This is a genomic window from Serratia sp. A07 (genome assembly GCF_058725505.1).
This window is the reverse complement of sequence record NZ_JBZXDO010000004.1, coordinates 67,956-90,122: the sequence shown is the minus strand read 5'-3', so window position 1 is coordinate 90,122 and position 22,167 is coordinate 67,956. Positions and strand designations below refer to the sequence as shown.

Annotated in this window: 23 protein-coding genes; 3 read left to right on the top strand and 20 right to left on the bottom strand. The window is 61.0% G+C overall.

Annotation, left to right across the window (positions count from 1 at the left end; all coding sequences use genetic code 11):
- Positions 1 to 8: 8 nt before the first annotated feature.
- Positions 9 to 854 (bottom strand): fumarylacetoacetate hydrolase family protein, encoded by an 846-nt coding sequence (locus AC4PR2_RS05850; protein ID WP_049202360.1) that lies wholly within the window; start codon positions 852 to 854, stop codon positions 9 to 11.
- Between the two features lie 25 nt (positions 855 to 879).
- Positions 880 to 1,620, bottom strand: coding sequence for an SDR family oxidoreductase (locus AC4PR2_RS05845; protein WP_043136107.1), 741 nt, complete (start codon positions 1,618 to 1,620; stop codon positions 880 to 882).
- A gap of 235 nt (positions 1,621 to 1,855) precedes the next feature.
- Between AC4PR2_RS05845 and AC4PR2_RS05840 the strand changes: the two genes are divergently transcribed.
- Positions 1,856 to 2,614, top strand: a complete 759-nt coding sequence (locus AC4PR2_RS05840) for a FadR/GntR family transcriptional regulator (protein WP_060422250.1) — start codon at positions 1,856 to 1,858, stop codon at positions 2,612 to 2,614.
- A 126-nt stretch (positions 2,615 to 2,740) separates the two neighbouring features.
- Positions 2,741 to 3,883: a D-alanyl-D-alanine-carboxypeptidase/endopeptidase AmpH gene (gene ampH, locus AC4PR2_RS05835; protein ID WP_060659979.1), complete on the top strand. Its 1,143-nt coding sequence runs from the start codon at positions 2,741 to 2,743 to the stop codon at positions 3,881 to 3,883.
- A gap of 33 nt (positions 3,884 to 3,916) precedes the next feature.
- Here the strand turns inward: ampH and hpaC are convergent, their stop codons facing one another.
- The 11 genes from hpaC to AC4PR2_RS05780 form a co-directional block, all read right to left on the bottom strand.
- On the bottom strand, positions 3,917 to 4,432 hold the full coding sequence (hpaC, locus tag AC4PR2_RS05830; protein WP_033636989.1) for a 4-hydroxyphenylacetate 3-monooxygenase, reductase component: 516 nt from the start codon (positions 4,430 to 4,432) through the stop codon (positions 3,917 to 3,919).
- Positions 4,433 to 4,448: 16 nt separating this feature from the next.
- On the bottom strand, positions 4,449 to 6,011 hold the full coding sequence (gene hpaB / locus AC4PR2_RS05825) for a 4-hydroxyphenylacetate 3-monooxygenase, oxygenase component (protein WP_060422244.1): 1,563 nt from the start codon (positions 6,009 to 6,011) through the stop codon (positions 4,449 to 4,451).
- Between the two features lie 178 nt (positions 6,012 to 6,189).
- Complete coding sequence (gene hpaA / locus AC4PR2_RS05820) at positions 6,190 to 7,086, bottom strand: 4-hydroxyphenylacetate catabolism regulatory protein HpaA (protein WP_060422240.1); 897 nt, start codon at positions 7,084 to 7,086, stop codon at positions 6,190 to 6,192.
- Positions 7,087 to 7,120: 34 nt separating this feature from the next.
- The gene (gene hpaX / locus AC4PR2_RS05815; protein WP_087762954.1) at positions 7,121 to 8,491 is read right to left on the bottom strand and encodes a 4-hydroxyphenylacetate permease; all 1,371 of its coding nucleotides are present in this window, start codon (positions 8,489 to 8,491) and stop codon (positions 7,121 to 7,123) included.
- A gap of 3 nt (positions 8,492 to 8,494) precedes the next feature.
- Complete coding sequence (hpaI, locus tag AC4PR2_RS05810) at positions 8,495 to 9,289, bottom strand: 4-hydroxy-2-oxoheptanedioate aldolase (RefSeq protein ID WP_337046798.1); 795 nt, start codon at positions 9,287 to 9,289, stop codon at positions 8,495 to 8,497.
- Between the two features lie 76 nt (positions 9,290 to 9,365).
- Positions 9,366 to 10,169, bottom strand: coding sequence for a 2-oxo-hept-4-ene-1,7-dioate hydratase (hpaH, locus tag AC4PR2_RS05805; RefSeq protein ID WP_004933170.1), 804 nt, complete (start codon positions 10,167 to 10,169; stop codon positions 9,366 to 9,368).
- 14 nt (positions 10,170 to 10,183) lie between these two features.
- On the bottom strand, positions 10,184 to 10,570 hold the full coding sequence (locus tag AC4PR2_RS05800) for a 5-carboxymethyl-2-hydroxymuconate Delta-isomerase (RefSeq protein ID WP_004933172.1): 387 nt from the start codon (positions 10,568 to 10,570) through the stop codon (positions 10,184 to 10,186).
- 50 nt (positions 10,571 to 10,620) lie between these two features.
- Positions 10,621 to 11,694 (bottom strand): 3,4-dihydroxyphenylacetate 2,3-dioxygenase, encoded by a 1,074-nt coding sequence (hpaD, locus tag AC4PR2_RS05795; RefSeq protein WP_089180517.1) that lies wholly within the window; start codon positions 11,692 to 11,694, stop codon positions 10,621 to 10,623.
- Positions 11,695 to 11,731: 37 nt separating this feature from the next.
- Positions 11,732 to 13,186: a 5-carboxymethyl-2-hydroxymuconate semialdehyde dehydrogenase gene (gene hpaE / locus AC4PR2_RS05790; RefSeq protein WP_033636981.1), complete on the bottom strand. Its 1,455-nt coding sequence runs from the start codon at positions 13,184 to 13,186 to the stop codon at positions 11,732 to 11,734.
- Entirely contained in the window at positions 13,183 to 13,947 is a 765-nt protein-coding gene (locus tag AC4PR2_RS05785) for a fumarylacetoacetate hydrolase family protein (RefSeq protein ID WP_049202355.1), read from the bottom strand. The genes hpaE and AC4PR2_RS05785 overlap by 4 nt, the downstream gene beginning before the upstream one ends.
- Positions 13,944 to 14,576, bottom strand: coding sequence for a fumarylacetoacetate hydrolase family protein (locus AC4PR2_RS05780; protein ID WP_087762957.1), 633 nt, complete (start codon positions 14,574 to 14,576; stop codon positions 13,944 to 13,946). Before AC4PR2_RS05780 ends, AC4PR2_RS05785 begins: the two co-directional genes overlap by 4 nt.
- Positions 14,577 to 14,903: 327 nt before the next feature.
- Here AC4PR2_RS05780 and hpaR point away from each other — a divergent pair, with 327 nt between their 5' ends.
- Positions 14,904 to 15,356, top strand: a complete 453-nt coding sequence (gene hpaR / locus AC4PR2_RS05775; RefSeq protein ID WP_004933183.1) for a homoprotocatechuate degradation operon regulator HpaR — start codon at positions 14,904 to 14,906, stop codon at positions 15,354 to 15,356.
- Between the two features lie 56 nt (positions 15,357 to 15,412).
- Here hpaR and AC4PR2_RS05770 read toward each other — a convergent pair whose 3' ends face one another.
- The 7 genes from AC4PR2_RS05770 to AC4PR2_RS05740 form a co-directional block, all read right to left on the bottom strand.
- Complete coding sequence (locus AC4PR2_RS05770; protein ID WP_492174948.1) at positions 15,413 to 16,204, bottom strand: SDR family oxidoreductase; 792 nt, start codon at positions 16,202 to 16,204, stop codon at positions 15,413 to 15,415.
- Between the two features lie 4 nt (positions 16,205 to 16,208).
- On the bottom strand, positions 16,209 to 17,006 hold the full coding sequence (locus tag AC4PR2_RS05765) for a molybdenum cofactor biosynthesis F family protein (protein WP_004933186.1): 798 nt from the start codon (positions 17,004 to 17,006) through the stop codon (positions 16,209 to 16,211).
- A gap of 11 nt (positions 17,007 to 17,017) precedes the next feature.
- Entirely contained in the window at positions 17,018 to 17,800 is a 783-nt protein-coding gene (locus tag AC4PR2_RS05760; RefSeq protein ID WP_033648535.1) for an SDR family NAD(P)-dependent oxidoreductase, read from the bottom strand.
- Positions 17,793 to 18,383: a DUF3156 family protein gene (locus AC4PR2_RS05755; protein ID WP_337046799.1), complete on the bottom strand. Its 591-nt coding sequence runs from the start codon at positions 18,381 to 18,383 to the stop codon at positions 17,793 to 17,795. Before AC4PR2_RS05755 ends, AC4PR2_RS05760 begins: the two co-directional genes overlap by 8 nt.
- A complete protein-coding gene (locus AC4PR2_RS05750; protein ID WP_100396024.1) occupies positions 18,358 to 19,851 on the bottom strand; it encodes an APC family permease in 1,494 nt (497 codons plus the stop codon). Before AC4PR2_RS05750 ends, AC4PR2_RS05755 begins: the two co-directional genes overlap by 26 nt.
- Positions 19,852 to 20,267: 416 nt before the next feature.
- A complete protein-coding gene (locus AC4PR2_RS05745; protein ID WP_492174947.1) occupies positions 20,268 to 20,897 on the bottom strand; it encodes an oligosaccharide flippase family protein in 630 nt (209 codons plus the stop codon).
- Positions 20,786 to 21,541: an MATE family efflux transporter gene (locus AC4PR2_RS05740; RefSeq protein WP_492174960.1), complete on the bottom strand. Its 756-nt coding sequence runs from the start codon at positions 21,539 to 21,541 to the stop codon at positions 20,786 to 20,788. Before AC4PR2_RS05740 ends, AC4PR2_RS05745 begins: the two co-directional genes overlap by 112 nt.
- Between the last annotated feature and the right edge of the window lie 626 nt (positions 21,542 to 22,167).

Sequence of the window (22,167 nt, the reverse complement as noted above, 5' to 3'; positions counted from 1 at the left end):
GCTCCCGGTTAGGCCTGTACGGTTTGCTGGCGCTGTTCGCCCAGCCCTTCGATGCCCAGACGCATCGTCTGGCCCGCCCGCAGATAGATAGGCTGCGGTTTCTGCCCCATCCCGACGCCCGGCGGCGTGCCGGTGGAGATCACATCGCCCGGCTGCAGGCTCATGAAGCGGCTGAGGTAGCTGACGATCTGCGGAATGCGGAAGATCATGGTGCTGGTGTTGCCGTCCTGATAGCGCTTGCCGTCCACCTCCAGCCACAGGTTCAGGCTGTGCGGATCGGCGATCTCGTCGGCGGTCACCAGCCAGGGGCCGATCGGCCCGAAGGTGTCGCAGCCTTTGCCCTTGTCCCAGGTGCCGCCGCGCTCAATTTGATATTCGCGTTCTGAGACGTCGTTGATCACGCAGTAGCCGGCGACGTGGCGCATCGCGTCTGCTTCGCTGATGTAGCGTCCGCCCTGGCCGATCACCACGCCCAGCTCCACTTCCCAGTCGGTTTTCTGCGAGCCGCGCGGGATCTCCACCCGATCGTGGGGGCCGATCACCGCGCTGGTCCATTTGTTGAACACCACCGGTTCCTCAGGAATGGCGGCACCGGTCTCTGCCGCGTGATCGGCGTAGTTCAGGCCGATGCAGATAAACTTGCCGATGCCGCCGACGCAGGCGCCGAGGCGCGGCTGCCCTTCGACCAGCGGCAGCGTGGCACTGTCCAGCGCGCGCAGTTTGGCGAGCGACGCCGGCAATAACGCGGCGCCCCCCACGTCGGCGATATGCTGCGACAAATCGCGCAGGCGGCCTTGCGCATCCAACATGCCGGGGCGCTCTTGCCCAGGTTGCCCGTAACGTAAAAGTTTCATGCCTTCCTCTCTCAAAAATGGCGGCTCAGTTGCTCCAGCCGCCGTCGATGATCTGCACCGTGCCGGTGGTGTATGAACTGGCGTCAGAAGCCAGATACAGCGCCAATTGGGCGATTTCCTCGGTGGTGCCGATGCGCCCGATCGGCTGACGGGCGACGAACGCCTGATACACCTCTTGCTCGCTGCGCCCCTGCTCGCGCGCCTGCTCGGCAATACGCTGGCGCAGCGACGGCGACTCCACCGTGCCGGGGCAGATGGCGTTGCAGCGGATGCCCTGCGTGACGTAGTCCGCCGCCACCGAGCGCGTCAGGCCGATCACCGCCGCCTTGCTGGCGCTGTAAGCGAAGCGGTTCGGCACCCCTTTCACGCTCGAGGCCACCGAGGACATGTTGATGATCGAGCCTTTGCCGCGCGCCAACATGCCCGGCAGGAAAGCGCGGATCATGCGAAACATCGCGGTGACGTTGAGATCGAGCGCGAACGCCCACTGATCTTCGCTGCAATCGAGGATCGATCCGCTGTGCACCACGCCGGCGCAGTTGAACAGCACGTCGATCGGGCCGATCGCTTCCGCCGCCGCCGCGATGGCGGCCGGATCGGTGACGTTCAGCGTCAGCGCGCGGATCCCGGCAGAGCCCTGCAGGCGCTCGAGGTTGATGTCGCTGGCGATCACTTCAGCGCCGGCGGCGGCGAACAGCCTGGCGGTGGTAAAACCGATCCCTTGCCCGGCGGCGGTGATCAGTACGCGTTTCCCGGTTAAATCCATCTTGACTCCTCGGCCTAAAGGTCTAATGGTCAGGCCACTAAAGGCGGTTAAAGGTCAGGCCTCTAACATGACAAAAGACGCTTTACGCGTTATCGTTGGGGGAAGAAGTTAATAAAACAGCCTTGAAACCGCATTTCAATTAACCATTTTTTTACACTTGAATAACGATTACTCAAGCGCCTTGTCGCATAATTGTGCGCCAAATCACTGAACGCCGAATCGTCAAAGGTCAAAAATGCCGATTACCCGACTGGAAAACCCAAGAATTTACAGACAGATAGCTGACCAGCTCAAACGTCTTATCGAAAATAACGAATTTCCGCCGGGCAGCCGCCTGCCCTCGGAGCGGGATCTCGCCCAGCAGTTGCAGGTCAGCCGCGCGTCGGTGCGCGAGGCGCTTATCGCGCTGGAAGTGATCGGCCTGGTGGACGTCAAGGTCGGTAACGGGGTGATCGTGCGCTCGCCAACGCCGCTGGCGCCGTCGCAGGAGCCGGTGATGACCCAGGCCGGCCGCAACCAGTGGGCGGAGATCGACGACGAACTGAACATCGAGCTGGATTTCAACGCCGAGCTGCCGCCGTTTTCTCTGCTGCAAACCCGTCTGCTGATCGAACCGGAGACCGCCGCGCTGGCCGCGCGCCACGCCACCGACGAAGAGCTGGCGGGCATCCGCGCCGCCTACGAGCAGAACTGCCGCGATAACCGCGCCGGTTCCGCCACCCACCCCGGCGATCGGCTGTTCCACATCCGCATCGCCCAGGCCAGCGGCAACCCGGCCTATGCGTTCATCATCGGCCACCTGCTCGGCCACCGTTACGGCAGCATGTTCCGCGTGCTGCAACGCCACTATACGCCGGACGACATGCCGCACCGTTCCGAACTGGAACACCGGGCGATCCTGGCAGCGATCGAAGCGCGCGACGTGCGCGGCGCCCGCAAGGCGATGAAGGCGCACCTCGATGAAGTGATCGCCATTTTCGCCCGCGCGCAGTAGCTCGCCGGCGGTGAAAAAATTTTATCGCCACCGCTCTTTTTTCTACATGCAGCCGGGGCCCGGGCGCATTACACTGGGCGACGGATAAGCCCTTTCCCCGCTGCATTGTTAAATGGATAACGACCGTTGAAGAACTCTGTCTCCGCTTTATTGCTGGCGCTGGGCCTGTGCGCCGCGCCGCTGGCCGTGCAGGCCGCGCCTCCGCAGCTGGCTTCGCAAATCGTCGACCAGTATGCCGAACATATTTTCTACAACAGCGGCGCCACCGGCATGGCGCTGGTGGTGATCGACGGCAATCAGGTGGTTAACCGCAGCTTTGGCGATACCAAACCCGGCAACAACCTGCGCCCGCGCCCGGATTCGCTGATCCGCATCGCTTCGATCACCAAGCTGATGACCAGCGAAGTGATGGTGAAAATGGCGGCGGCAGGCCAGGTCAAACTGACCGACCCGCTGCGCAAGTACGCCCCCAAAGGCGCCTATGTGCCGGCTTACAACGCCGGGCAGCCGATCACCCTGCTGAACCTGGCGACGCACACCAGCTCGCTGCCGCGCGAGCAGCCGGGCAAGAAGCCGCCGAAAACGCCGGTGTTCACCTGGCCGACCAAGGCCCAGCGCTGGCAGTGGCTGGCGCATGCCAACGTCACGGTGCCGCCGGGCGTACACGCCGCCTACTCCAACCTGGCATATGACCTGCTGGCCGACGCGCTGTCGCGCGCCGCGGGCAAGCCTTACAACGCGCTGCTGAAAGAGAAAATCACCGCGCCGCTCGGCATGGTCGACACCACGCTGACGCCGAGCCCCGAGCAGTGCTCGCGCCTGATGGTGGCGGCGGCCGGCCCGAGCGCCTGCCGCGACACCACCGCCGCGGCCGGCAGCGGCGGCGTCTACTCCACCCCACGCGACATGCAGCGCTGGATGCAACAATTCCTCTCCTCCAGCGCCAGCGGCCCGCGCAAAGCCACCGCCGCCAGCGAGCAAACCATGTACTTCCAGCGTCACGATCTGGTGTCGCTGAAGGGCATGGACGTGCCGGGGCAAGCGGATGCGCTGGGGTTGGGTTGGGTGTATATGGCGCCGAAGGACGGGCTGCCGGGCATCATTCAGAAGACCGGCGGCGGCGGCGGGTTCATTACCTACATGGCGATGATCCCGGCGAAAAACGTCGGGGTGTTCGTGGTGGTGACCCGCTCGGAGCTGAGCAAATTCACCAACATGAGCGATCCGGTCAACCGCCTGGTGAGCGATCTGGCGGCTAACAAGAGTTGAAACGCGGGGCGCAGCAGGCTGCGCCCCAACGCCTCAGGCCGGCACCGCCATCGGGTGGATCACCGAATGGAAATTGCGCTTGAAGTAGATCAGCCCGTTGCCGGCTTCGCTCAGCGCGATCTGCTTGATCTGCACCAGGTACATCTGGTGGGTGCCGATGCTCTGGATCTGCTCGATCTCCCCTTCCAGGCTGGCCAGGGTATTGCGCAGCACCGGCTGCCCCAGCGCACCGAGCTGCCACTCTTCCAGCCGGAAACGATCTTCCATGCTGACGCCGGTCATGCCGGCGAAGTGGCGTGCCATCAGCTCCTGCTCGTGGTTGAGCACGTTGACGCACAGCCTGCGGTTTTCCTGAAACACCGGATTCATCGCGCTATTACGGTTGATGCACACCAGCAGCGTCGGCGGCGTATCGGTTACCGAGCACACCGCCGTGGCGGTGATGCCGCAGCGCCCCGCCGGGCCGTCGGTGGTGACGATATTCACCGCCGCCGACAGGCTGGCCATGGCGTCGCGAAAGCGCAGGCGCTGTTCATTTTCCTGAGACATACCACCTCCTCCTGAATTACTTCAGCAGATTATCCAACTGATTAATATCGTCATTGTTCCGCAGGTGCGGCACCTTCCAGCCGTGCTGATCGTAATCAGCCAGGCACTTGTCGACCATCTGCATCATGCGATCCATGTTGCCGGATCCCTGCGCGTGGCGCAGGCACTGCAGGCGGATCTCATCCTGGCTGCCGGCGTAGTTGATCTCATACAGCTCGTGACGGCCGCCGAATTCGCTGCCGATCGCATCCCACATCAGCTTGAGGATCTTGATGCGTTCGACGTGATCCATACCGTCCGATCCACGCACGTAGCGCGCCAGGTACTTGTCGATCTCCGGGTTGTTCATGTCGCGCACGCTGGACGGCAGGTAGATCAGGCCGCTGGTGACGTTCTTCTCGATGATGTGTTTCACCTTGGTGTAGGCCATCGGCGCCATCACGCGGTAGGTTTGCAGCGCGGCGGAATCCGGCAGGTAGGCGCCGTTTTCCCATTTTGTGGCTTCGGCACACATCGCGTCGCTCAGCGACCAGAACAGGTTGCGCCAGGCCACCACTTCGCCCAGATCGGCCTGCACGCCGCGGAACTCCAGCACGCCGGTGCAAGAGAGGCTCTTTTGCAGCAGCGCGGTGATAAAGTCCATCTTCACCGCCAGGCGCACGCAGGCCTGCAGCGGGAACAGCCGGGCGAAACCGCCCTGGGTGCTCCAGCGGCGGCAGCGATCGAAATCGCGGTAGATCAGCACGTTTTCCCACGGGATCAGCACATGATCCATGATCAAGATCGCGTCGTTCTCATCGAAGCGGCTGGTGAGCGGATAGTCGAACGGCGATCCGGTAGCGCCGGCCACCAGCTCGTAGGAGGCGCGCGAAATCAGCTTCACCCCTTCGGCGTCCATCGGCGCCACGAACATCAGCGCGAAGTCCGGGTTATCGCCCATCACCTGCGCCGAACCGAAGCCGATGAAGTTGTAGTGGGTCAACGCCGAGTTGGTGGCCACCACTTTGGCGCCGCTGACGATGATGCCGGCGTCGGTCTCCTTCTCCACCTGAATGTAGACGTCTTTCACTTCGTTGACCGGCTTGTGGCGGTCGATCGGCGGGTTGACGATGGCGTGGTTGAAATAGAGCCCGGTTTCCTGAATGCGTTTGTACCAGTGTCGCGCGTTGTCGGCGAACTGGCCGTAGAACTCCGGATAAGCGCCCAGCGCGCAGCCGAAGGCCGCCTTGTAGTCCGGCGTACGCCCCATCCAGCCGTAGCTTTGGCGCGACCAGTCAGCGATGGCATCGCGCTGCTGGCGCATCTCTTCCGGGCTGCGGGCGTAGCGGAAGAATTTGTGGGTATAGCCACCGTTGCCGGTGTCGGTGTTCCAGCACAGGCGATCCTGGCTGGCCGGATCGTGCAGCGCGTCGTACAGCTGGCCGACTGACGCCGCCGCGTTGCGGAACGCCGGATGGGTGGTGACGTCTTTCACGCGCTCGCCGTAAATGTAGATTTCGCGGTTGTCCTGCAAACTTTTCAGGTATTCGGCGCCGGTGAACGGGCGTTTGCTGTCGGCACGAAAGTCTTCTGGTTTCATCGGGTCTTCCTCGTCATCGGCATTTTTCAGGCCGTGGATCCGGCCATTTGTTAAAATAATGTTTTCTTTTGGTTGCTTAATTGAAGCTGCCAAAGCCGGTTTCGAGAAGAGACTTTTGCGGCAATCGCCGGTACTTTTCAGGTCAGTTTGCCGCTTTCGCGGCAAACTGTGATCGCGGTTACGAAAGGGCGTGTTGCGCCGCGCGGTAGGTCGAGGGGGAACAGCCTTCCAGCCGATTGAAAAAACGGGCGAAATAGGCCGGATCCTTGAAGCCGAGGCTGTAGGCGGTTTCATGCACCGTACAGGCGCTGAACAGCAGCATGCGTTTGGCCTCGCGCAGCAGCCGATCGAAGATCAGCCGCTTGGGCGGCCGGTTGGCGAAGCGCCGGCACAGATCGTTGAGCCGCGATTCGGTCACCCCCAGCGCCTGCGCATACTCCGGCACCGGCAGGTGCTCGCGAAAACGCTCGTCCACCATCTTGTTGAACCGCTGAAACAGCTGCAGTTCGCCACGCACGCCGCTGTTGGCGCTGTCTTCCAGCGCGGTGTTGCGCAGCAGCAGCGTGAACACCGCCTGCGCCAGCAGCGCCAGCGTCTGTTCGCGCCCGGCCAGGTTCTGCCCGAACTCGCGGCGGATCAGCGCCCAGTAGTGGCTGAGCGCCGTCAGCTCCTGCGGCGCGTCGGCCAGCGACAGGCAGATGCCCGGCATGTCCAGCGCCAGGTTGCTGCCGGGATACAGATGCTCCAACAGCGGCCAAATCAGCTCCTGGCGCACCGTCAGCACATGGCCGTCGCTGTCCGGTTCGGTGAAGAACGCATGCGGCACCGACGGCGGCGTGAGGATGAACAGCGGCGCCTGCACCGAATAGTGCTGATCGTCAAGCTGCAGCTCTATCTTGCCGGTCTCCAGGAAATGCACCTGGAAGAAGCAGTCGTGCCAATGCACCTGCATGTCGCGGCCGAAGAACGCCGCCAGCCCGGCGAAGGTTTCGTAGTGCACCTCGTCGGCGGCGTAGCGCGCGTCATACTCTTTGCAAATATCGATGTTGGCGATAAAGCCGGTACTTTTCCGCACCTCATGACCTCCTGCAATCATGCCCACTTGCGCATCAAGGCGTCGCTCTCGGGCGCGAATCCTTCATCGGAATGCGCCACACCAGCACGGCGCCGACGATCAACAGCGCCGAGACGAAATATAGCCCGGAGTTAAAGCTGCCGGTCAGATCCTTGAACCAGCCGATCAACAGCGGGCTGAGCGCCGATCCGATGTTGCCGGTGGCGTTGATCACCGCGATCCCCACCGCGCGCGCTTCCAGACTGATCGACTGATCCGGCGTGGTCCAGAAGATCGCCATGGCGGTAAAGGAGCCGACCGAGGCCATCACGATCCCGAGCAACTGGATCAGGCTGTGATCGGTGGCGGACGCCAGCAGCCAGCCGGCGGCGGCGAACAGGTACGGCAGCGCGGTGTGGTGCTTGCGCTCCTGCAGCCTGTCGGATCGTTTGCTCCACCACACCATGCCGGCGATGGTGCAGATCTGCGGGATCGCCGCCAAAATGCCGATCGTCACGTTGCTGCTGCCCTGGTTGAAGCTTTGCAGGATCTGCGGCGTCCAGATGTTGATCGCGCTCAGGGTGTTGGTCAGGCAGAAATAGGCCAGCGTATACATCAGCACGATCGGCGTGCAGATCTCGCGCCACAGGCTGCGCTGTTGCAGCGCGCGGTGGCTGCTCGGCCCGTTGGGCTGCACCAGCTGCAGCTTATCGGCTTCCATCATCGCCTGCAGGCTGGCTTTCTCCTCGTCGGTCAGCCACTTGGCCTTGGCCGGCGTATCGTCGAGGTAGAACCACACCACCACGCCCAGCAGCACCGACGGAATGCCTTCCAGCAGGAACAGCCACTGCCAGCCCTTCAGGTTCATCACCCCGTCCAGCGCCAGGATATAGCCGGAGACCAGCGAGCCGATCGCCATGGTCACCGGCATGGCGATCATGAACAGCGCGTTGGCGCGGGCGCGGTAGAACGCCGGGAACCAGTAGGTGAGGTACACCAGAATGCCCGGCAGGAAACCGGCCTCGGTGATGCCGACGATCATGCGCAGCACGTACAGGCTGGTCGGCCCGGTGGCGAACATGGTGCAGGTGGAGGCGATGCCCCACAGCACCATGATGGTGGCGATCCAGCGCCGCGCGCCGACCCGGCTCAGCATCATGTTGCTCGGAATGCCGAAGATCACGTAGGTGACATAGAACAACGTCGCCGCCAGCCCAAACATGGTCGAGCTGAGGCCGAGATCTTTGCCCATCGTCAGCCCGGCGAAGCCGATGTTGATACGATCGAGGAAAGAGAAAACAAACAACACGAACAGGAAAATGATCAGGCGCCGAAACAACTTTTTAATCACCGATTGCTCGGCGGCGGTTAACGCTTTATGTTGCTGCGCCGGGTTGGCCGGCGGCAGCGAATCGACGTGGTTCATGGTTCAGTAGACTCCCGATGAAGGTGCTTGCGCCCCGCCCCGTTTGAATTCGTCCGCCAGGGCTTCCGCCGCCCGCGCCAGCAGGGTGGTGTCCACCCCCACCGCAACGAACAGCGCGCCGGCCTCCAGATAGCGCTGCGCCAGTGCCTTGTTGGCCATCAAAATACCCGGCGCCTTGCCGGCGGCGCGGATGCGCGCGATGGCGTCGTCGATGGTGCGCTGCACCTCCGGGTGCTGCGGATTACCGGCAAAGCCCATGTCGGCGCTGAGATCCGCCGGGCCGATAAACACGCCGTCCACCCCTTCCACCTGCAAAATGGCGTCGAGGTTTTTCACCGCTTCGCGGGTTTCAATCTGCACCAGCACGCACATCTGCTCATCGGCCTGCTGCAGGTAATCGGGCACCCGGTTCCAGCGCGAAGCGCGCGCCAGGGCGCTGCCGACGCCGCGCACGCCGTGCGGCGGATAGCGCGTGGCGCGCACCGCGTCGCGCGCCTGTTCGGCGTTTTGAATCATCGGGATAAGCAGGGTTTGCGCGCCGACGTCCAGCAGCTGCTTGATGATCACCGCGTCGTTCCACGGTGGCCGCACCACCGGCTGGCTCGGGTAAGGCGCGACCGCCTGCAGCTGCCCCAGCACCGTTTGCACGTTGTTGGGCGCATGTTCGCCGTCGATCAGCAGCCAGTCGAAACCGGCGCCGGCCAGCAGCTCGGCGCTGTAGCTGCTGCACAGCCCGAGCCACAGCCCGATCTGCGGGCGTTCTTCCTGCAGCGCACGCTTGAAGTGGTTGGTTAACATCGCATTCTCCCTGACAAGCGGGCGTAGCGCATGGCCCCCGCCCGGTTTAGTCGGCCCGGTTCGCCGAGCCTGCTTTTTAGACGAAGCGGCAGCTGATGCAGCCCATCGGGCCGTAGTCGACGTGGAAGGTATCACCGCGCCGCGCCGGCACCGGCCGGGTGAAGGAGCCGCCGAGGATCACCTGCCCCGCTTCCAGCTCCACCTCATACGGCGCCAGCTTGTTGGCCAGCCAGGCCACGCCGTTGGCCGGGTGGTTGAGCACCGCCGCCGCCACGCCGGATTCTTCAATCACGCCGTTGCGGTACAGCAGCGCGGAGATCCAGCGCAGATCCAGCGCATCCGGCTTGATCGGCCGCCCGCCCATCACCACCCCGGCGTTGGCGGCGTTGTCGGAGATGGTGTCGAACACCTTGCGCGGCCGCTGAGTCTCGGGATCGACGTTGTGGCTGCGCGCGTCGATGATCTCCAGCGCCGGAATGACGTAGTCGGTGGCGTTGTAGACGTCGAACAGCGTGCAGTTCGGCCCGCGCAGCGGCTTGGCCAGCACGAACGCCAGCTCCACCTCCACCCGCGGCACGATAAAGCGATCGATCGGAATGTCGCTGCCGTCGTTGAAGAACATGTCGTCCAGCAGCGCGCCGTAGTCCGGCTCGGTGATCTGCGAGCTCACCTGCATGGCGCGCGAGGTCAAGCCGATCTTGTGGCCTTTGAGCGTGCGCCCCTCGGCGATCTTCAGCTCCACCCACTGCCGCTGAATGGCATAGGCGTCTTCGATGGTGATCTCGGGATGATCGAGCGACAGCGCGCGGATCTGTTCACGACTCTTTTCCGCCTGATGCAGGCGCTGTACGGCGCGGTTAACCTGCTCTTTATCCAGCATTTACGACCCCTTATTCACGCCTTGTTGAACAGCGCGTGGACATTGTTCTGTTTGTAATTCAGTACCGGATCCAGCTCTTCCATGGTGAAAGAGAGCGCCAGGTAACGCTGCGCCATCAGCGCGGCGAAGTGTTCCTTGATCAGCGCAAACAGCATCTCCCCCACCTGCTGCCGGCTTTCCAGACTGCGGCCGTGGCCGATCTTCAGCGTCATGTGCACGAAGGCGTAGTCCTGCTTGCCGTCGGCCATCTGCCAGGTGTCGAGCCAGATGGCGCGGCTGCGCACGCCGGCCAGCGGGAAGATGCCGGTCGCCGCCAGCGCCTCGTTGACCTTGGCGAACAGGGTGGGCAAATCCGCCTCGCGGCGGATGTTGTCGGTACATTCAGCGTAAAAATGGGGCATAGCGTTCTCCAGACGGCAAATATGCGCGGGCGCGGCCCGCGCAGCGGCATTTACAGCGTATTGCCAAGCTTGAAACCTTTTTCCGTATCGCCCTCACGGGTATAGGAAAAACCGTCTGCGCCGATGGTGACGGCCATTTCGCTGGGCGCACTGCGCTCGATGACCGGCTGTGGCTGCCCATCGAGATCCAGCACCAGCGATCCTTCGGTATACCAGCTCGGCACCACCGGATTGCCCCACCAGTCGCGGCGCTGGTTGTCATGCACGTCCCAGGTCACGGTCGGGTTGTCCGGATCGCCGGTGTAGTAATCCTGCGTGTAGATTTCCACGCGGTGGCCATCGGGATCGCGCAGGTAGAGGTAGAACGCGTTAGAGACGCCGTGACGGCCGGGGCCGCGTTCGATCAAATCGGATTTGCGCAGCGCGCCGAGCTTGTCGCAGATGGCCAAAATATTGTGCTTTTCATGGGTGGCGAAGGCGATGTGGTGCATGCGCGGCCCGGCGCCGCCGGTCATCGCGGTATCGTGCACCGTCGCCTTGCGGCGCATCCAGGCGGCGTAAACCACGCCGTCTTCATCGCGGATGTCTTCCGTTACGCGGAAGCCCAGCCCCTGGATGTATTCCACGGCGCGCGGCACGTCAGGGGTGATTTGGTTAAAGTGGTCGAGGCGCACCAGCGCGCCCGGCGTATACAGATCGTAGCGCCAGGCCAGGCGCTCGACGTGCTGCACGTCGTAGAAAAACTCATACGGGAAACCGAGCGGATCCTCTACCCGCACCGCATCGCCGATGCCTTTGGCGAACCCGTTCACCCGCCGCTCGGTACGGCAGCCAAGCGCCTTGAAATACGCTTCGGCGCGATCGACGTCTTCCGGCGTGCGTACGCGGAAAGCAAACGCCGCCACGGCGGCGACCGGGCCTTCGCGCAGCACCAGGTTATGGTGAATGAACTCTTCCATCGAACGCAGGTAGAGGGTTTTATCCTCTTCGGCGGTCACGACCAGGCCGAGGATATCGACGTAAAATTCGCGTGCGGCTTTAAGGTTCGTGACCTGAATTTCCATGTAGGCACAGCGCACGACGTCGGGAGCAGGGACAGCATCAGTGGTCAGTTTTGTCGTCATTGTTCTCATCTCTTTCGTTATTATTGTGGCCTGAGGCTCAAACGCCCCATTTCGGGATCGGGTGGTCGCCCATGGAAATGCACACGTTCTTCATTTCGGCGAACACTTCGAAGCTGTATTCGCCGCCTTCGCGGCCGGTGCCGGAGGCTTTCACGCCGCCGAACGGTTGGCGCAGATCGCGTACGTTTTGGGTGTTGACGAAAACCATGCCCGCTTCAATGCCGCGGGCCAGGCGCAGAACCTTGCTCACATCCTGCGTCCAGATGTACGACGCCAGGCCGTACTCCACGTCGTTGGCCATGCGCAGGCCGTCTTCTTCTGATTTGAACGGCAACAGGCAGGCCACCGGCCCGAAGATCTCCTCCTGCGCCACGCGCATCCGGTTGTCGACATCCGCCAGCACCGTCGGGCGCAGGAAGTTGCCGTGGCTCAAGCCGGCCGGTTTGTCCGGGCCGCCGGCCAGCAGGGTCGCCCCTTCTTCCACCCCGAGGCGGATATAGCCGGAGACTTTTTCCCAGTGCTGCGGGCTGATCAGCGCCCCCACCTGGGTGTTGGGATCTTGCGGATCGCCCACGCGCAGGCGGTTGGCGCGCTCGGCGAAACGTTTGACGAATTCCGGGTAGATGCTCTCCTGAATGAAGATGCGCGAACCGGCGGTGCAGCGTTCGCCGTTGATCGAGAAAATGGTGAACAGCGCGGCGTCGAGCGCCCGCTCGATGTCGGCGTCTTCAAAGATCAGCACCGGCGACTTGCCGCCCAGTTCCATGGAGAATTTTTTCAGCCCGGCGCTTTCGATGATGCGGCGGCCGGTGGCGGTGCCGCCGGTGAAGGAGACCGCGCGCACGTCTTTATGGCGCACCAGCGCGTCGCCGGCGGTGGCGCCGTAGCCCTGCACCACGTTCAGCACCCCGGCCGGAATACCGGCTTCCAGCGCCAACTCGCCCAGGCGATCGGCGGTCAGCGGCGACAGTTCGGACATCTTCAGCACCGCGGTGTTGCCCAGCGCCAGGCAAGGCGCGGTCTTCCAGGTGGCGGTCATGAACGGCACGTTCCACGGCGACACCAGCGCACACACCCCCACCGGCTGCACCAGCGTGTAGTTGAGCATCTTGTCGTCCACCGGGTAGGTCTTGCCGTTCATCTGCTGGCACACCTCGGCGAAGAACTCGAAGTTGTGCGAAGCGCGCGGGATCAGCACGTTTTTGGTCTGGTGGATCGGCAGGCCGGTGTCGGCGGTTTCCAGTTCGGCGATCTGCGGCACGTTCTGGTCGATCAGCTCGCCCAGGCGGCGCATCAGGCGCGCGCGCTCTTTCATCGGCGTGTTGGCCCACTTGGGGAACGCCTCTTTCGCCGCCGCCACCGCCTGGTCTATCTCCAGCTGGCCGCCGGAGGCCACCTCCGCCAGCACCTCGCCGTTCGCCGGGTTGGTGGTGGTGAAGTACTCTTTGCTGGCGACGTTCTTGCCGTTGATCCAGTGGTTGATGGTTTTCATCGCAGGCTCTCCTCGTAATCTTTTTCACTGATAATGTGGTTAACCAGACGGCCGATGCCCTCGATTTCCACCACCACTTCGTCGCCCGGCTGCACGTCGGCCAGCCCTTTCGGCGTGCCGGTGGCGATCATGTCGCCCGGCTGCAGCGTCATGAATTCGCTCAGGTAGGCGACCAGGAACGGAATGTCGAAAATCATGTCGGCGGTGCTGCCGCGCTGGCGCAGCTCGCCGTTGACGTAAGTGCTGAGCGCCAGCCGGTGCGGATCGGCGACGTCGTCGCGATCGACGATGTAAGGCCCGATCGGCGTCAGGGTGTCGCGGCTCTTCACCCGCAGATTCGGCCGGTAGTAATTCTCCAGGTAATCGCGGATGGCGTAGTCGTTACACAGGGTGTAGCCCGCCACATACTCCATGGCGTGCTCGCGGCTGACGTTGCGCGCGGTCTTGCCGATCACCGCCACCAGCTCGGCTTCGTAATGCATGTACTCCACGCCGGCCGGGCGCACCGACACCTGGCGGTGACCGGTCAGGGTGTTCGGTGCCTTGAGGAACACCAGCGGCTCTTCCGGCGCCTTGAATTCCAGCTCGCTGGCGTGGTCGGCATAGTTCAGCCCCAGGGCGAACACCGTGCCCTGCGCCGGCGGCAGCCATTCCACTTCGCGCTCCTGCAGCACCTCGCCGTTCGGCAGCGTGACGCGCAGCTGCTCGTCCACCTGCACGTTGAAGATCTGGCCATGATGGCGAATACGGGCATGTTTCATGATGCGGCTCCTGCCTGGGTGACGCGGTTGGTCAGCGTGGGCAGGCCGGCGGCGCGCACCGTCACCTCATCCCCCGGTTTGATCTCCACCCGCTGGTGCGGGGTGCCGATCAGCACCGCATCGCCCGGCTGCAGGGTGATAAAGTCGCTGATGGCGGCGATCAGCTCCGGCACCGAGCGCACTAGATCGGCGGTGGACCAACGATCCTGCTCCACGCCGTTGATCTCGGTGACGATCTCCAGCCGATCGGCATTCGCCAGCTGGCCGATCTCCCCCAACGGGCAGAACCCGTCGCGGCATTTAGCCTTGATCGCCGGGCGGTAGAAGCTGCTCTCCGGCAGGCTGACGTCGTTGGCCAACGCGTAGCCGGCCAGATAACGGCCCACCTGCGCCACCGGCACCTTGCGCGCGGTATCGCCGATGATCACCGCCAGCGTGCCGCCGCTGTGCACGGTTTCACCGGCCGGAAACGGGATCGCCCCGCCGTTGGCGAGGTGGGTGTTGCGCGGTTTGATAAACCAGACCGGGGTTTTGGGCGGGGTCTGATACGGCGGCTGGTGAAACGCCTGATCCCAGGCGTCCAGTTGGCTGCGGTGATTCAGCGCAACGGAAAATACGGTGCCTTTCATGCGAACTCCTCCAATGGAAAAACATGACAACCGGCATTCATTAATATATTAATGATTACTTTTATACGCTGTGCAGCTTTTACGCAACGCGCTTGGAGTGATTTGTGATCGTGATAACAAAATATTCACAAATAACGAACATTAGCGTGATTATTCAATGCATTAATCATTTTTCGCGCCATTTTTCGCTGCGCCCTGCATTTTTGCTTTATCCCTACGGGTAACTTTGGCTACTATTAAGTTATTAACAAAATCGGGCTTTGCGGGGCAGGCGCCCCCATAACGAGCGCCGTAACAACGAACACCTTGATAGCTAAGGCCAAACTTATGCATGAATCGTTAACCATCGCCCTGCTGCAGGCGCGTGAAACCGCCATGGGGTTCTTCCGCCCGATCCTGAAAAGCCACAATCTGACCGAACAGCAGTGGCGCATCATCCGCGTGCTGGCCAACAGCCGCTCGATCGAATTCCACGAGCTGGCGGCGGAAACCTGCATTCTGCGCCCCAGCCTGACCGGCATTCTGTCGCGCATGGAGCGTGACAAGCTGATCTTCCGCCTGAAGCCGGTCAACGATCAGCGCAAGCTGTACGTGTCGCTGACCCAGCAGGGCCAGGATCTGTATGAAGTGGCGCGCCACCAGGTGGAACAGGGCTACGCCGAGATTGAAGCCGCTTTCTCGCGACAGAAAATGGACCAGTTGATGACGCTGCTGGACGAGCTGATCACCCTGGGCGACAGCCTGCCCGCCAACGTCACCGCGCATCCTGCCAAGCAGTGATTTAACCAACCGGAATTCTCAAATTAATTGACGTTGCAGCCAACAACGCTGCAGCGTCAGGTAAGCAGAGAATTCGTTTCCGGCAGCAGCGCGCCGCCGTCCACCACCAGCGTCTGGCCGGTGATGTAGGCCGCCGCCGGCGAAGCGAGAAACACCATCGCCGCGGCGATGTCTTCCGGTTCCCCCAACCGCCCGAGCGGCACCGAGGCGGCGATCGCCTGATTCACCTGCGCGTCGCCCAGGTTGGCCATCGCCGGCGTGCGGATCATCCCCGGCTCCACGCCGTTGACGCGAATTTTCTCCGCCGCCAGCTCCAGCGCCGCCGCGTGAATAAACCCGTTCACCCCGGCCTTGGAGGCCGCGTAGTGCGCCAGCCCCGGGTAGGCCACCCGCGGACCGGTCACCGACGAGGTCACCAGAAGGCAGCCGCCGCCCCGGCGGCGCATCCACGGCAGCGCCGCCTGCGCCAGAAAGAACGGCGCCATCAGATTGACGCTCAGCGTGCGTTGCAGCAGGGCCGCGTCGATGGCGGCGAACGGCGTCAGCGGAAAGTAAGCGGCGTTGTGGATCACCACGTCCAGCCGTTGATGCCGCTCACCTACCGCCGTCACCAGCTCGGCGATCTGCCCCGGTTCGGCCAGATCGCAAGCCAGCGCCTGCACGCCCAGCCCTTCGTCCCGCAGCGCCTGCGCCGCCGCCTGCGCCTGCGGCAGCTGCACGTCCGCGATCGTCACCTCGGCGCCCAGGCGGGCAAAGGCGCTGACGATCGCCAGACCAATGCCCTGAGCGCCGCCGGTCACCAGCACCGCCTGCCCCGCGAAGGCGTCGGCCGCATAGGTTGCGCTCATCGCCCTATCCTCGTGGGTGACGCGTGGTGTTCAGCACCTGCGCATGGGCGCCGACCGCAAAGTTGCTCAGCGCGCTGAAATCGCTGCCCTGATAACCGAGGATCTTGCCGTCGGTGCGCATGCCCTGCAGATCGATCATCACCACGCCCAACGTCGGGATGATCTTCTCGCGCCAGACGAACAGATAAAGCTGCTCCGCCACCTTCACGTAGTGGCAGCGATCGACGTCCGCCAGCCCTTTCTCCACCCCGTCCAGACACTGCCAGGCGTAGAAGTTATCGTTCAGGTAGATGTGCTCGTACCGTTCGGTCGGGCTGTAGGTGTACATGTTGCGCATGCCGATCAGCTCATCGGTAAAGCCCGGTGGCGCCACGTCGGCGTCATCCAGCGTGCCGAAGCGGAATTCGGCCTCGACCGCGGTCAGCGGCAGCCCCTGCTCCACCCGGCTGAAGGCGTCGAGCCGCGCCTGCGCTTCGTCCGGCAGCTGGCCGTATACCGCAGTGAAGTTGCCCTGATTGCGGTCGCATACCAGCGTAATGCTGGCGTTGGCGCGGGCAGGATCGAGAAAATCGATGAACAGCACGCCGGGGCGAATGCTGGTGGCGCGATAGGCGACGCCGCGCCGTTCGCCCCACTCCAGCGTCTGCTCGTCGGTAAACCGGCAGCGCTGCGTCGCGCCGTCGCTAAAGCGCAGCGTCAGCGTGGTGCCCGCCAGCCCGTGCTGCCGTTCCAGCGTATTGCTGTGCGGCGCAAAGCCTTCCGCCAGCGCGCCAACCTGAATGAATACCGCTTCTGAACTCATGGAAATGCTCCTTACAGGGAAGTGAAAGCCAGGGTCGGCACATCGACGATGGTGGAGCCGCCGTCGGCCACCAGCGCCGCGCCGGTAATGATTGAAGCCTCGCTGGAACACAGGAAACGGCACACGCGGGCGATCTCCTCGGCGCTGGCCGGGCGGCGCAGCGGCACGTCGCGGCAGACCATCTGGTAAGCCTGCTCCAGCGAAATCTGATGGGCGTCCATCAGCAGTTGCATCTCTTCGTCCGCCATCGGCGTGGTCACCCAGCCCGGGCACACCGCGTTGGCGCGCACGCCCAGCGGGCCATAGTCGCGAGCGATGGAGCGCATCAGCCCGATCAGCGCGTGCTTGGCGGTGACGTAGCCGCAGACCTCCGGCCCGGCGGCCAGCGAGGCGATCGAGGCCACGAACAGCAGGTTGCCGCCGCTTTTAATCAGCTCCGGCAGGCAGGCGCGCGCGCTGGCGAAAGCGCTGTTGAGGTTGCTGTCCATCGCCCCTTGCCACTGCGCGTCAGTCATCTCGGTGATGCGCTTGAAGCCCATGCCGCCGGCGCTGCCGATCAGGCAGTCGATGCGCCCGGCTTCGCGCAGAATGGCCGGCAGCAGCGCGTGGTTCCAGCTCTCGCCGCTGGCGGCATCGCCCACCAGCGCCTGCGCGCCGATCTCTTGCGCCAGCGCCGCCAGCGGTTCCGGGCGGCGGCCGATGATGAACACCCGATCGCCCTGCGCCGCCAGCAGACGGGCGCAGGCGGCGCCGACGCCGGTGCCGCCGCCGGTAATCACAACCACTCTATTCATGATTCAGCTTCTCCATCAGTTGGCCGATCATCAGCAGGCTGCTCAACAGCAGCCGCCGCTGTTCGGCATCCAGCCGCAGATAGCGGCGGCCGGCCGGCAAACGGCTGACCACCTCCGACGCGGCGAAATGCTCAATCTCCACCTGCCAGCGCCCGTCTTTCACCGTCAGCCGCACGCGGCGAAAATCCAGCTGCGCCAGCGTCTCGCCGATCTGCGGGTAGCGCTGCAGGCCGTCCAGCACCCGCTGCGCGGCCGCATGGCGCTGGCGCAGCAGATAACGCACCCCGCGCCGCCGCAGCCAGCCGCCGGTCACCACGTCCAGCGTCAGCGGAAGCTGCATCGCGCACACGCCCTGCAACCGAAAGCGGTGGCTGACGATATGCGCCATAAACAGCCCCTGCACCTGTTCACTGACCTCGATCTGCGGCCCCTGCGGCAGCGTCAGCCGCAGCAGGCCCGGCGCCAGGCGTTCGCACGCATAGGGCTCCAAGTTGCGCGCCAGACGATCCAGCGCAGCGCCCGGCCGATAGCCCGACGGCGCTCGCCGCCAGGCGCGATTAAGTGAGGGAAGTAAGCCGATCAAACTGCGCCTCCTCGTTTTCACCCTTGGCGAACGCGTTCTCCAGCACCTGCTCGACCGGCACCGGCTTGAACGGATTCACTTTCTGCACGCACAGCGTCCAGAACAGCGCATAGGCGGCGGTCAGGCCGATCATCCAGCCGAAGGGAATGTAGATATCGCTCGGGTTCATTCCCGGCGGCGTGATGTAAACGATGGCCAGCACGATGCCGACGCTGGAAACGATCTGCGGCAGCGGGAACCACGGCGATTTATAGGCGCGCGGCAGATCGGGGCGGCGTACGCGCAGGATCACCACCGAGCAGGTCACCAGCAGGTAGGCGACGCCCCAGGCGCACACCGCCGCCAGCACCAGCGGAATGATCCTGTCGAGGTTGCCCTGAATGGCAAAGGCGTGTACGCAGGGGATCAACACCGCCACCAGAATGCCGACCACCGGCGTCTTAAAGCGCGGGTGCAGATAAGCGAACATGCGCGGCAGCGCGCCGTCCAGCGCCATGCCGTACAGAATGCGCGGCACCGCCGCCATCAGCGTGTTGATGGTCGCCGCGCCCGCCAGCAGCAAGCCGACGCCCAGCCAGTATTTGCCGAACTGGCCCATCACCTGGCCGGCGAACGCCGGGATGGCCATCGGCGTTTCCAGCAGGCGCGCGCCGCTGGCGGCGTCGATCACCACGTTTTCCACCTGGTGGCTGAGCGCCGCGCCATACAGCGCCATGCACACCGCCACGCCGCACAGCCCCAGCGCCATCGCGCGCGGGATCACCCGATCGCAGCGCTTGATCTCCGGCGCCATCGGCGTCACCAGCTCACAGCCGACGAACATGAACATCGCCATGCCGATCAGGCTGAACACTGCAAAGGGATCGTTCAGGCTCAGCGTGCTGCCGAACCAGCCCTCGAGCGGCACCGCATGCGGCGACAGCAGCCCGACGATGCCGAAAATCACCAGCGTGCTCCACATGGCGAAGGTCAGTACGATCTCCGCCTTGCCGAAGGCCTCGATGCCGAACGCGTTGAGCAGGCCGAACACGACAACCAGCCCGACGCCGACCATCCAGGAGGCATTGTGGCTTTCCATTAGGGTGTTGAGGTGCTCGAAGTTCACCAGCGCCATGATGCCGGAGAGAATGGTCTCGGCGGTGCCGGCGAAGATGTGCACGATCAGGTAGGCCGACAGCGCGCCGGTGATGGCGAAAAAGCGCCCCATGCCGCAGGAGATGTAGTCGTAAACCGAACCGGAGGTCGGCAGCAGTGCCGCCGCTTCGGAGAAGGTGGTGAGCTGCGCCTGCATCATGATGAAGGCGATCAGCATCGCCAGCGCGAAGGTGTCGCCGCCGATGCCGAAGCCGCTGGTGACCGTCAGGATCACCGGGCTGGCCATGATCACCCCGACCGAACTGGCCAGGGTGGTGGGAAAGCCGACCTTGCCTCGAGCCAGGTGGGCGTGCAACCGCGACGACAGGTTCATGGTTATTTCCTCTTATAGTTTTGGCCTGATGCATGCAGGTGCTTGCAGGTTTTTCACCGCCAGCGGCGGTAATCTCACTATAGAGAGGAAAGGAAAATGCTGACTATCGTCCTTAAGGACGAGGGCTTAGTGATGAGCGAGTGAGAGAGATGGGTGGCGGTGAAGGCAAACAGGAGATTTTTCGACAAGCGCCAATCTGATAAGTGCTAATTACATCTAATCTGCAATGCAGTCAAAAAACGGCTGGCTAAATCGAAACTGCACTCGCATTTTTACAGGAAATTTTACGCTACAGAGAAAAAAACAGGTCATATCAGAATATCTATTATTCCTACAACATGTAATCAACAAAGCGGAATTAAAAATTCCCATAGAAAAAACAAAGAATACTTACCCCATACCCTCTCCATCTACAATTAACGCCCCCTTCCTTTTAAATACAAAAAAGGATTGAATGTTTTAATATGTATCCTGGCCACAACCCCTTGATTAAACAAGTAATTCAACGCCGTCAATGAAATAAACTCTGTTATTAACATACTATATGCAACTCCCAAAACACTGTAGTGAGAAATTAGAAACATGCTTAACGGAAAATTAACAATGAAAACAAAAAATGTTTTGTATGATATAAATTTATACCCAGACTCCTTAATTATATAACGATAAGCTACTGGCCCCATAGCTGAAAAAGCGGTAGCGACAGCCAATATAATCATGATAGGGTAGGCATCCCTATATTGCTCACCATAGAGCACACTTATGAAAAATCGACCAAAAATGATAATTAATGTAACTGTAACAAGACAAAATAACAGCACGATACCATTTAGTCTCGCCGCTTCATTAATGGATTTTTCTCTGTCACTCTCTTTATAAATGATGGCGAACGAGGAGGTAATAAACGCCAGACTAATAAATGCCCAAGAGGAGGCTAACGTATTAGCTGCCGCGAAGAGCCCCAGTTCAGCTGTTGTTCCAAACTTAGCCAGCAATACCTGTGACAGACGAGTATATATCGAAATTGATATTCCTGATATCGCCAATGGTAGCCCAGCATATAGCATGTATATAATATAGCGCCTATCCCTAAATCTATCCCCATTAATTCCTTTATGCCGCGCTTTAAAAAAAACACTCTTATATAATAAGGAATAACGGCCACAGTAATAATAGGGATTGCCAGAAATTTTATATCAAGATTGGCATGCACAACAACCAACCTAAGCAACAGGCTGACACCTAACCCAATAACGTTCGCAAAAGCATTAAACTTAGAATTCAAAGCCGCATCGTTATAAATGGCAATAACATCCTGAGAAAAAAAATAGGCAGCAATACTCGCCGCCAGGCAAAAAACAAACGTCAATGTATCTGTCATGAAATAAAAATAGATTATTACTACCGTTGCCAGCGCAAAGAAGATACTTCGCCTCAATTTTTTTGCCGACAGCATGAGCCGAATACCGGAGCGCTCATTGCTACTCATTCGTTTAAAAATTATGGTCTCAGTCCCAAACAAGGACACAGCTTGAACAATTCCAAAAACTGAGATAGCAAAAGCTATTGTACCAAAAGCGGATGGCCCAATATACTTAGCGACATAAGACGTAACAAAAATCAGTCCAAAAACTGACACGATCTTTTCAATGACCATCCAGGAGAAGTTTTTTAACACACTAATATTCACAATCTAACTCTTCACATTGTTTAATTTCCAGTTTTCATCTAAATGGCCTACAGATTAATTTAAATAGTTATCCCATCAGCCACCACTTCGTAAACATGATTCAGTCTTAAAAATCATAGAAACATAGAGAAATCTCGCAATTAAAATGAATACCCTCTGCCACAGATAAAAACGGCACGCTACCGCTCCCAGTTTAACCACATGATTTTTATAAAAAATCAATACTGCAGCCACATGAGCACTTCGTCATTTCTCAATCCATATATGGCTTCATTTCACTCCAAACAACCAACACGAAACTATAGAGCATTTTTATCATATTATGATAACAAAAATCAGAATATTATTCTTAAATTCAAATAAAATACCAGATTTAACCCTATCCACTTCCTCTTTCAACACCATCATTGGGTCCATAGCCCGCGACACCGCCCCTCAATGTGCCATCATGCCTACTCGTGGCAAACGAGACATCAAATGCAATGGCAATCGTTCCTAAGAACGAGGCGTTCCCTTCCCTAGCATTACCATATCCCAAGGAAAATGATAGAACAGCGACTGGCTGCAAGAAAAAAATCTTTAAGTTCAAAGGAAAAGTATTCGCAGATAGTTAATACATTAACAAA